Genomic DNA, 11,059 nt, shown 5'->3' on the forward strand with positions numbered 1-11,059 from the left:
TTCAAATTTAATTAATTAATCTCCACCAAACTCCCTCTTTCCTCGCATTTTCTAATATTTAGCGAGACGGGCATTTTTTCTTTCAATTCTTCAACGTGAGAAATAATTCCTACAATTCTATTTTCCTTTTGAAGATTCGTTAAAGTTTCGAAAACTACATTTACCGACTCCAGATCCTGAGTTCCGAATCCTTCATCAATAAAGAAAAAGTTTTTCTCTGCCTTTGCATTCGCTTGTACACTTTCGGCAAGTGCCAAAGCCAAACTTAGAGAAACCTGAAAAGCTTGTCCACCAGATAGCGTTTTTACACTTCTGCTTCTGCCTTCGTTGAGGTAATCTATAATTTCAAAATCGTTGTTTTCATTCAGTTTGAGACTCAGTTGGTTTCTTGTCATTTTATGAAACCTCACATTTGCATGATCGCACAATTGCCTTAGATAGATAGAAGAAACGTATTGTACAAAACCTGCACCTTTGAAGAGATTGAGCATCAGCGTAAGATTTGCAGCTCTTTTATTCAATTTTTCAAGTTCTTTCAAAAGATTTTCCTTCTTTGCAAACTCATTTTTCAATCTATCAATTTCAGATTGCAACTTTACAAGGGTATCATTAGCAGATTTCATTTCAGCTTCTTTATTTTTAAATTCATTTTCAGACTCTGCAAAAAGTCGATCATCAAAAGAAAAATCCTTCAATTTGTCTTCAAGAAGTTGAATTGTATTATCCAAAGTTTGAAAATTAATTCTAAAGTGTTGAACGCGATTTCTAGATTCAACGACATCTATTTGTTCAGCTATAATTGCCTTCACTTCCTCAATATCATAAAATTTTTGTTCAAGCAACGCTTCTGAAATTATTTTTTCTATCGCGAACATTTCTTTTTCCAGCTCTTTCAATCGAGATTCGCGATTTGCAAGATTCGTTTTTTGTTCCGTTAAAATAGGAATTATTTCTTTCTCTTGATCCACAAGTTGCAGGTAATTTTTCTCAATTTCAGCATTAGATTGACAAAGTAAATTGTAAGTTTCATCTATTTCATCTGCCGATTTTTCTTTGATATTTTCCCAGCTGATGATTTTTAGATTTTCTTGTAAACTTCCAATTTTGGTTTCTACTTCTTTTTCTTTTAGTTTAAATTCTTCTAGCGCTCTTTTATATTTATCCAGATTTTCCTGGTCTAAAGCTAGCTTTTTTTGTTCTTCAACTAAAGTATTTTCAAGTTTTTCAATGTCTTTTTCAATGGCAAAAGATTGTTTTCTTTTTTCATTAAATTCATCAGCATTATTCGCTCTAAATTCTATCCAAACAAATAATTTCAGATGTTGAGAAAGCTGTTCGCTAATCTCATTGCTATTTTTATTTTCGTTTTGAAGTTGCTTTTCAACAATTTCTTTCCTACTCAATATTTTTTCAATATCTAATAGATTTTTTTGAAGCACATTTTTTTCATTTTCAAATGTTTTCAAATGCTTTTCAATCTCGGATAATTGTAGATTTACATCTTCGAATTCCACAATATTCGGGTGTTCTAGAGCGCCACATAGTGGACAAGATTCTCCATCGTGCAAAGCATCAGCATAATGTGATAATTGTTTCTGAACTTCCAATTGGTTCTTCTTCACCGAAAATTCACCTTTTTTATTCTCTAAATTTTCAATTTTGTCTGAAAATTCTTCCCTGAACGTCTTAACTTCAATTTGATAGGGCAAAAGTTCATTTTCTATTTCTAGAATCTCATTTTTTATCTCCGCTATTTTTTTATTTAAATTGAAAGAAGATTCTTCAAGGTTTTTCTGAACCGAAAACCAATTTCCAACTTCTGTCAGCAATGTAGAATCTAGTTTTTTAGATTTTAATACTTCAAGCTCTTTAGAATATTTTGCAGTTTCTTCTTTACTTTTATTTTGGAGCGCAATTACTTCTTCTACTTTTTCAGAACCTTTTTCAGTTCGAATTTTTAAGGTTAAAATTTCCTCAGATAAAGCTTTTATTTGAAGGATTAAGCTCCAATCATTTTCCTCCACTTTAGTTTGTGCCAGCGCTTCATATTTAGGTAATAATTCTTGAATTTGCTTCTGTAAAACATTAAATTTTTCTTCAGTTTCCTCCAACTTTTTCACCAAAATGTTTTTCTCATTCTGCTGTTTAGAAAATTCTAAAGAGTTTTTCTGTCTTTCGTTCAGTAATGGTTTAAAAATTCTAAAAATCCTATCATACACTTCAGTTTTATTTTCTAAAGTGTCTATGCTTGCTTTTTGATTTTTTAAAACCAGTAATTCCTCTTTTTTCTGCGTTAGCATTTCAAAATCGCCTTTTAGATTTTTCAATTGCTGGTATTTCTCAGAAATTTGTTTAAAAACAATTATCAGCGCATTATGATTTTTTGTTTCTTCTTCTAAAGTTTCTTTTTTCGTAGAAATTTCTTCTTCAGATATCATTTCAAAACCTTTCAACTGACCTTCCAATTGATCTAGATCAGTTCTATTTTTTGTGTTTAATAATGTGGCATTTCTGTACAAATCAAATCTTTGAAGTTTGAAAATTTCTTGCATCATATCGGTACGCTCCTTTGCGCCCAATTCTAGAAACTCTTTAAACTGACCTTGCGGAATAATAATTGTTCTTTTGAAATTCTCGTAGCTCAAATTTCCATTTATTTTTTTTACATCAGTGTGATCTAGAGGAATCCATTGGTTATTTATTGATTCATAAAAAGTAGTAGAAACAGGTTTTACGTCATCAAATTTTTTTGTATTTCTTTTAAATTCTCTTGTTGCTCGATAAGTTTTGTTTTCATAATTAATGAAATCGAACTCAATAAATGAAGTGTTCGACTTTAGGTTCATCATATTATACGCACGTTTATCACGCAAATTAAGACGCTCCGTTTCGCCATATAATGCAAACGAAATAGCTTCTAATATAGATGATTTCCCAGAACCTACAGACCCAAAAATCCCGAATAATCCCGATTCAGTAAGGTTTTTAAAGTCGATAGTTTGTTTTTCTTGGTAAGAATATAATCCTTGTATGGTAAGTTGAATTGGTATCATAATTTTATTTTTGTGTCATTCAGTGCGAAATGCAATGCAGCGAAGAATCTCTTTCTAGATTCCTCCTTCGCCGGAATGACAGCGTGTTTTATTTTTTTTGTCATTCAGAGCGAAATGCAATGTAGCAAAGAATCTTTTTTACTAGATTCCTCCTTCGTCGGAATGACAGTGCGTTTTTTATTTTTTTGTCATTCAGAGCGAAATGCAATGTAGCAAAGAATCTTTTTTACTAAATTCCTCCTTCGTTGAAATGACAACTTGTTTTATTTTTTTGTCATTCAGAGCGAAATGCAATGCAGCGAAGAATCTCTTTCTAGATTCCTCCTTCGTCGGAATGACAGCGTGTTTTATTTTTTTTGTCATTCAGAGCGAAATGGAATGTAGCAGAGAATCTTTTTTACTAAATTCCTCCTTAGTCGGAATGACAGCGTGTTTTATTTTTTTTGTCATTCAGAGCGAAATGCAATGAAGCGAAGAATCTTTTTTACTAAATTCCTCCTTCGTTGGAATGACAATGCGTTTATTTATTGTGTCATTCAGAGCGAAATGCAATGCAGCGAAGAATCTCTATTTTATCGAATCATTTAAAAACTCCCAATTTGGATTTGACAAAATAATTAATTCCTCTTTCTTTTTTCTACTCCAGCCTTTTATTTGTTTTTCCCTTGCAATTGCGAGTTCAACTTCTGAAAAATGTTCATAATAAACTAAAAAGTAACATTTATATTTTGATGTAAATGAATTAGTATTAATTTTTGGATCAAAATGTTGTTGCAACCTAATTTGTAAATCATTAGTTATACCAACATATAGAACTGTTTTATTCTTATTGGTAAGAATATACGTGTAATAATTATGTGAGCCTAATGTTTTCATATTACTAAATTATCATTTTTGTAGATTCCTCTTCGTTGGAATGACAATGCGTTTATTTATTGTGTCATTCAGAGCGAAATGCAATGCTGCGAAGAATCTCTTTCTAGATTCCTCTTCGTCGGAATGACAGCGTGTTTTATTATTTTTGTCATTCAGAGCGAAATGGAATGTAGCAGAGAATCTTTTTTACTAAATTCCTCTTCGTCGGAATGACAGCGTTTTTTATTTTTTTTTGTCATTCAGAGCGAAATGCAATGTAGCGAAGAATCTCTTTCTAGATTCCTCCTTCGTCGGAATGACAGTGTGTTTTATTTTTTTTCATTCAGATTGTAATTCAATGTAGCGAAGAATCTTTTTTACTAAATTCCTCCTTCGTTGAAATGACAACTTGTTTTATTTTTTTGTCGTTCAGAGCGAAATGCAATGCAGTGAAGAATCTTTTTTACTAGATTCCTCCTTCGTCGGAATGACAGTGTGTTTTATTTTTTTTCATTCAGATTGTAATTCAATGTAGCAAAGAATCTTTTTTACTAAATTCCTCCTTCGTTGAAATGACAGCGTGTTTATTTTTTGTGTCATTCAGAGCGAAATGCAATGTAGCGAAGAATCTCTTTCTAGATTCCTCCTTAGTCGGAATGACAATGCGTTTAATTATTGTGTCATTCAGAGCGAAATGCAATGCTGCGAAGAATCTCTTTCTAGATTCATGATTCGTCGGAATGACAGGTTATCATTTATTAAGGGCTTCAATTTCGTTAAACAAACTCATTAATTCTTCATTGGCGTCTTGACCGCTATTTTTAAATTTAAAATAATCATTAAAAAGCGATTGAATATCTTGGTCTAAATTGATTTCCGTAAATGTGGTTTCGTTGCCTTTTACTTCTTTTACTTTCGGAATCAAATGCACAATCCCTTGATGAGATTGATAAATAAGTTTCCTCTCATCCGATGTCATAAAAGTTTCACTTTCTAAAGTAAGTTCCACCAAGGTGTTTGGATTATCTGTCAGCCATTCCACTGCGTCTGCTACAGAACTAAACGTTTTTCTTTCTAGTTTTTTACCTTCATTCAGAGCTATCTTTTCGTAGGTCACATATTCATTTGGTTTCGCATCAATAATAGATACGTATTTCGTTTGTCCAGCTTCACTAAAACTATAGCACAAAGGCGATGAAGAATAGATTACAGGTTTTTCTTTGGTTCCAATATTTTGGTATCCGTGCAAATGTCCCAAAGCGGTATATTGTATTTGAGAAGGGATAATTTCAGAATAAATAAGATCTGCATTTCCTATTTTTATTGGTTTTTCACCTTCTGGTTCTTCCAAAATTCCTGTACCTTGTTTGTTCATATAAAGATGCGCGGTTAAGATATTTACTCCTTGGTTATCACAATAATTATCGGCTAAAGATTTCCAATTTTCAGCTAAAATGGTATTCAGTTTTGCTTCTTTATCTTCTCCCAAATATTCTTTTAGCCTAACTTCATTCGCATAAGGTGTATGCAATATTCTCACTGGATAATCATAAGAATTCAGCTGAAGTTCTATAAAACCTGCATCCGTTTTAGATATAGAAAAAGAATCTAACGCTATAGGATTTACAGTTGCTTTTGGATGTCCGATAAGAAATATTCCGCATTCTCTTGCCAAAGGATCTGGCGCATCAATGAGATTGGGTGAGTCGTGGTTTCCTGAAATGGCGATTACGGGACGTTTTCCGTTAAGAGAAAGTTGCATCAATGTTTTGTAAAACAATTCTACAGCATCTATGCTTGGATTAAAAGTATCAAACAAATCTCCTGCAATAATAACGAGATCCACTTGTTGATTGTTGGCAATATCCACAATCTCATTCATTACCAAAATTTGTTCTTCGATTCTAGAAAAACGATCCAAACGTTTTCCCAAATGCCAATCGGCGGTATGTAGAATTTTCATATATTATTCTTCAGATTGTTTGACTTCTTTGGCTTTGAAATCTTCTCTTATTTGCTTTAGTCTTGCTTTTCTTTCGGCTTCGGCAGCTTGTATTTTTCGCTTTTGCTGATCGAGTTTCTTTTTATGCTTTTTTCTATTGGCTTCGTTGTTTTTGCTCATCTGTATGGGATCTTGTGGAGAAATCTTTTGTGTAAATTTGGCGTAGGATAACCTTTTTCAAAAGTACTAAAGATTGGCAGTAAAAACCAATTTTAGTGAAAAAGTCCGATAAAATAGTTTAATTTTACACCGTTATGGAGCAAAAACAGAAAGATCCTTTGCACGGGAAAAGGCTAGACGCAATACTGGAAGAGTTGGTAGATTATTACCAAGGATTTGAAAAATTGGGAGAACAGATTAATATCAAATGTTTTACAGAGAACCCAAGCATCAATTCTTCTTTGAAGTTTCTTCGCAAAACAGATTGGGCAAGAACAAAAGTTGAAAGCCTTTATCTCTATGTTTTAAGACAAAAAAAGAAAAATATAAAGCCTTAGATGCTTTCTTCTCATTATCGATCGAATTAATGATCTCATTTCTCCAAAGTCTATTTTGAGGGATGAGATTTTTTTTGTTTTTTAGTTTAAATTTAAAAATTCAATAAACAAGATTCGAGTATATCGTAAAATAGTAAAGTTCGGACGCTCCAAAGTAAAATTCGGAAGCTCCAACGTAAAGTGCGGAAGCTTCAGCGTAAAGTGCGGATGCTCCAACGTAAAGTTCGGAAGCTCCAACGTAAAGTGCGGACACTCCAACGTAGAGTGCAGATGCTTCAACGTAAAGTTCGGATGCTTCAACGTAAAGTTCGGATGCTCCAACGTAGAGTGCGGAAGCTTCAACGTAGAGTTCGGATGCTTCAACGTAGAGTTCGGAAGCTCCAACGTAATTTTCAATTAAAAAAACAAAGCATTCTTTAGATAGAAATAAAAATTTACTTTTTTATCACAAGCATTGTGGCAAAAGGTGTTATTTTAATCCATTTAGATATTTTCAAGGTGGCTTCTCCTATAGCTTTCGTCCATTGTTTTTTTCTTAAAAAGTGAAATGCGCCAATATTAAAAAACATAAAATTGGTTGTATCCCTGAATTGTTCTGACAAGACAATAATTCCGTTATCTTTTAAAATTCTTTTGGTTTCTTTGAAAAATAAAACACGATCTTGATGGTTTAAAATTTCATGTACCCTAGCAGGAGTTTTTTGTAATTGAAAAGTATTATAAGTTTAGTGATTTTCATTTTTTGTGTTTATAATTATATCTCCGAAAATTTTCTTATTTAACCAAAAAATAGGTATCATAAGCAAAAACATTGTTGACATTGGAATTAGAAAGTAAAATATATATATAAATGTTGTTGCGAAACTATAATCAATAATTACATAAATGATAATCAGAAAATTAATAACTATAAAAATTCCAATTAATTTTAAAAGAGTAATTAAAAGCTTCTCATTTCCGTACCACTTATATACAAAATAAAATAAAATACTAAACACAAATAAATTGAAAAATAATATATAAAAATCACTATCAGAAAATATACCATAATATTTCTGGTTAAATACAAAGTATCTAATGACACGTCCTAGTGGGGTGGACAATCTTGAGCTTTCATCAAAATCATAAATTGTAAGTATCGATTCAAACAATATATGATATAAAATAATATATGATATAATGTTTACTTTAAGCAATTTATATTTCATCTTCAGAAATTTCTTTGTTTTGCGTGATGTTTCCAATACGAAAAGTAGGTGCTGTCGAAAATTAACTATTAAAATCTGCAAATTTAGTTCTAAGAATTTCTGGCTTCATTACTGTAGCTGTTCCACCGTGATTAATTACAAAATCAGATACATTTTTCACTAGATTTCTCCATGTTGCATCTGCAATAGTTAAATAATCTTTTACTGCATTGTCTTTATTTTCACTTCCAAATTTCACTAAATCACTTGGCCATACTCTATCTATAGCACGGGCAAAAAATCGATACAAAAAGTTCCCCTATCCGAATAAATAGAAAATTCAACAGAAGTAGGTGTCCTGAAACGCACATAAACTTTGTTTATTTTTAAATAGGGATTTTTTTCAAGTTCTTGCTTGCTTTCGTCTTGTAAATATTCTAAAAAATAAGCTGAATATATACTATCGTTTAATTTTTTAAATTTAATTTTTTTAGCAATCAAATATTCTTTAAATGCCAAATCTACTTTTCCATTAAATTCTTGTTGGTCTTTATCCGCTACCTTTTGACTATTACAATTAGTAAAGAAGAATAAAAAAAGTAATAACAAAAAATCAATCTTTATTAATTTTCTTTTCATTTTCCAATTCAATTTTATAAAATTCCTGTAATTCTTTTTGTGGTATATCAGCTTCAAAATATTTTTTAACTCTATCATAGTCTGGTTCTTTTAAGCCCTCCTTATAAACAACAAATAAATGGTGGAAAGTAGAGTTTGGTTTTAATTTTAAACTAATATTATAATTAATCATTTCTTCTTCATATTTAGATAAAACATTTTTATATTCTTTTTGATCCCTCTTAAAATTTTCATCATCCTTATAATCTGTTCTTATTGGTTCTTTCGGTTTTTTCGGTTCACTAGGAAAACTAATTGCATTATGCATATTATTAGAAGGCCAAAAAGTTCCGTAGCCAAATTTTTCAAATTTATTATCAACTATTGGTATCATTATTTTTTGAGATTGGCATTGGGTAAATAAGGTAATTAATACCAACGCTATTATATTTTTCATATTATTTTTTTTCGACAATAATTGAATCAAAACTTTTATAATGTGGGTAGTATTTAATTATACCATTTTTATAGCTTTCTTTTATATTTAGTTTATTTAAAGTGAGATTAGAGTTTTTACAGAATGCATAGTTTCGGATTATTTTTCCTGTATTATCTTGAGATATAATGATTGCATTATCAACTAAATCCAGAATTTCTTTTTCGATATCATCTTGTGTCATTTGGTAATGGAATTCTGAAGCTCCATCAATCTTCCCATAAAATTTATTTTTGACTTTTTTGCTATTCGCTAAGAGTAATTCATTCGCTGAAAACGGATATAATCCATATTTACTATAGTATCTTTCCTCTGGTACATAATATAAAAAATGATTTTTATTTTTATATTTCAAATAAAAATAATGTTCGTTTTTATCAATAGGTGTAAGATAAAAATTAAAATGATGATTTCCAACGTCATTAATTGCGCTGACTTCTACGGATAAATTTTGAATAAAATGAGTAGGACAAGAATGAAGAGAATCTATTTTTTTTTGAGAACAGGCTATGATAGAAAAAGAAAACATCGTTAGCAATAACGTTTTAAGAATATTACGTATTTTATTTTCCATTTTTGATGCTAATTACATTTACAAATACTCTGTTGCTTCAAAAAAATAAAAAAATCATTATCTTCAACTGATTCGCTTAAATATTCTTCTTGATTTTTAAGATAAAAGTATTCAAATAATACATCTAAAGACATATTATAAAATGGGATGTCTAATGTCACATCATAGGATTTGTTGTCATCAATATTTTGTACCAACATCGTATTGTCCTTTATTTCAGATTTTATATTGCTGAGTTCTGAAGGAAAAAATATGTGTTTTATAGGTTTAATATTTTTATCTAATAAAATGGATTGGTTATTTATTAAATCCCAGCCTTGAAAATTAAACTCTATTTGGTATTTGTACTTACTTTTATGACCAAAATACCCTCGTGAAAAATAATCCAAAACTAAATATTGTTTCTTTTTTTCAGAGAAAATTAAGATATTAGTTGCACCATCTCTTCCAAGTCCTAAATTTATATCTAAATCTAAAGGATAAAATATTTCATATCCATTAATTTTTAAAACAGATAGAAGACAATATCTTTGTTTCTTACTTTTTTTAGATTTTATTGTAACATCATATTTTTTTGTATTCAATGATTTTAATAAATAATCTAAATTTTCATTTTTCTGTGAAAAACAAAAAAATGAAAACAAGGATAATATTAAGATATATAATTTTTTCATTATGTTCCTATTTCAAAAAAGGGAAAGAAGATTTATTTATAATGTAATCATCAGAGTATTCTTCTTCTTTTTTTGTTGAAATTATTTCAAATATTTTCTCTAGTGAAATTTTGTAGAATCTTTCATCTAGATTTAATTGATACACTTTTTTATCCTTTATTTTTTGTACAAGTATGTAGTTTGATGAATAGTTATTTTTTAGTGTTGGATAGAAATTAATATAATAAACTGGGGTAAATTTTTCAGCAAAAAAAAGAGATTGATAATTAAGATATTCTATATCATATTGTAATTTTAATTTATAAATATTTTTTTTAAGTTTTGTTAAGCATTCACCTGTGAAAAAATTAATAGCTAAATATTTTTTATATTTCTTGCTAAAAATTAATATGTTTCCTCCACTGCAAACCGTAATTGAGTTTTTAACATTTAAGTTTTTAAACGGATAAAATATTTTAAAATCTCCTAATTCTTTTATAGGAACTAAAAAATAATTACTATTCAATTGTTTATAATTTTTTTTATTATAAATAATTTTATATTCAGTTTGATTTAATTCAGATAGAAGAGAATTGATAGATTCTTTTTGTTGAGCTTTTCCCAACAAAAAAATAAATATAAAAATAATTGGAAATATTTTTTTCATTGTACTACTTTTACGCCAAATTTATTTATAATCAAATTTTTATATACTTTTTTTACTTTTCCTTTTGTAAATCTGTCCCATCCTAATGTACTTTTTTTATCAGATTGGGCATAGGATGTGAAATGTTGGAAAGATATTTTATTAGATACAGTATATGACAAAGTCATATTATTATTTATAAAAACATCAATTTTAGTTGTGATCAAACTAACTAATATTTTCCCAAAATTATCATTCATGCTAGTATTACAAGAACCTAAAATTAAATTCTTTCCTTCAGTAACCATATAACCGATTTTAATCATACCTTCAATATCTATAATACCCCTACAAAACTGGACCAGTAGTTAAGTTGAAAAATATTAACTTTAAACAAGTCCAAAATTATGAAAACAGGAAGACGTAAATTCGATTCAGTCTTTAAGGCTAAAGTAGCTCTTGAATCATTAAAAGAACG

Annotated in this window: 13 protein-coding genes; 1 reads left to right on the forward strand and 12 read right to left on the reverse strand. The window is 29.5% G+C overall.

The window, feature by feature from the left end; translation table 11 throughout:
- Positions 1-11: 11 nt before the first annotated feature.
- From ACKI42_RS12150 to ACKI42_RS12170, 5 genes are all read right to left on the reverse strand, one after another.
- On the reverse strand, positions 12-3,053 hold the full coding sequence (locus tag ACKI42_RS12150; RefSeq protein WP_407405813.1) for an AAA family ATPase: 3,042 nt from the start codon (positions 3,051-3,053) through the stop codon (positions 12-14).
- 192 nt (positions 3,054-3,245) lie between these two features.
- Positions 3,246-3,416 carry a hypothetical protein gene (locus tag ACKI42_RS12155; RefSeq protein WP_407405815.1) on the reverse strand — a complete coding sequence of 57 codons (171 nt, stop codon included), beginning with the start codon at positions 3,414-3,416 and terminating at the stop codon, positions 3,246-3,248.
- Positions 3,417-3,620: 204 nt separating this feature from the next.
- Positions 3,621-3,929, reverse strand: a complete 309-nt coding sequence (locus ACKI42_RS12160; RefSeq protein WP_407405817.1) for a GIY-YIG nuclease family protein — start codon at positions 3,927-3,929, stop codon at positions 3,621-3,623.
- 730 nt (positions 3,930-4,659) lie between these two features.
- Positions 4,660-5,871, reverse strand: a complete 1,212-nt coding sequence (locus ACKI42_RS12165; protein WP_407405819.1) for an exonuclease SbcCD subunit D — start codon at positions 5,869-5,871, stop codon at positions 4,660-4,662.
- Between the two features lie 3 nt (positions 5,872-5,874).
- Entirely contained in the window at positions 5,875-6,030 is a 156-nt protein-coding gene (locus ACKI42_RS12170; protein ID WP_407405821.1) for a hypothetical protein, read from the reverse strand.
- Positions 6,031-6,164: 134 nt separating this feature from the next.
- Here ACKI42_RS12170 and ACKI42_RS12175 point away from each other — a divergent pair, with 134 nt between their 5' ends.
- Positions 6,165-6,407 carry a VF530 family DNA-binding protein gene (locus ACKI42_RS12175; RefSeq protein WP_407405823.1) on the forward strand — a complete coding sequence of 81 codons (243 nt, stop codon included), beginning with the start codon at positions 6,165-6,167 and terminating at the stop codon, positions 6,405-6,407.
- A 1,269-nt stretch (positions 6,408-7,676) separates the two neighbouring features.
- Here ACKI42_RS12175 and ACKI42_RS12180 read toward each other — a convergent pair.
- The 7 genes from ACKI42_RS12180 to ACKI42_RS12210 are packed head-to-tail and all read right to left on the reverse strand — an operon-like array spanning position 7,677 to position 10,889.
- A complete protein-coding gene (locus ACKI42_RS12180; protein ID WP_407405825.1) occupies positions 7,677-7,853 on the reverse strand; it encodes a hypothetical protein in 177 nt (58 codons plus the stop codon).
- Positions 7,854-7,876: 23 nt separating this feature from the next.
- On the reverse strand, positions 7,877-8,233 hold the full coding sequence (locus ACKI42_RS12185) for a hypothetical protein (RefSeq protein WP_407405827.1): 357 nt from the start codon (positions 8,231-8,233) through the stop codon (positions 7,877-7,879).
- Positions 8,208-8,669 carry a hypothetical protein gene (locus ACKI42_RS12190; RefSeq protein ID WP_407405829.1) on the reverse strand — a complete coding sequence of 154 codons (462 nt, stop codon included), beginning with the start codon at positions 8,667-8,669 and terminating at the stop codon, positions 8,208-8,210. Before ACKI42_RS12190 ends, ACKI42_RS12185 begins: the two co-directional genes overlap by 26 nt.
- 1 nt (position 8,670) lies before the next feature.
- On the reverse strand, positions 8,671-9,282 hold the full coding sequence (locus ACKI42_RS12195; RefSeq protein WP_407405831.1) for a hypothetical protein: 612 nt from the start codon (positions 9,280-9,282) through the stop codon (positions 8,671-8,673).
- Positions 9,283-9,290: 8 nt separating this feature from the next.
- Positions 9,291-9,956, reverse strand: a complete 666-nt coding sequence (locus tag ACKI42_RS12200) for a hypothetical protein (RefSeq protein ID WP_407405833.1) — start codon at positions 9,954-9,956, stop codon at positions 9,291-9,293.
- A 7-nt stretch (positions 9,957-9,963) separates the two neighbouring features.
- Positions 9,964-10,602 carry a hypothetical protein gene (locus ACKI42_RS12205; RefSeq protein ID WP_407405834.1) on the reverse strand — a complete coding sequence of 213 codons (639 nt, stop codon included), beginning with the start codon at positions 10,600-10,602 and terminating at the stop codon, positions 9,964-9,966.
- Positions 10,599-10,889 carry a hypothetical protein gene (locus ACKI42_RS12210; RefSeq protein WP_407405836.1) on the reverse strand — a complete coding sequence of 97 codons (291 nt, stop codon included), beginning with the start codon at positions 10,887-10,889 and terminating at the stop codon, positions 10,599-10,601. The genes ACKI42_RS12205 and ACKI42_RS12210 overlap by 4 nt, the downstream gene beginning before the upstream one ends.
- Positions 10,890-11,059: the final 170 nt, after the last annotated feature.

It is taken from the genome of Chryseobacterium sp., assembly GCF_045629545.1.
In the GTDB taxonomy this organism is placed as follows: Bacteria; Bacteroidota; Bacteroidia; order Flavobacteriales; family Weeksellaceae; genus Chryseobacterium.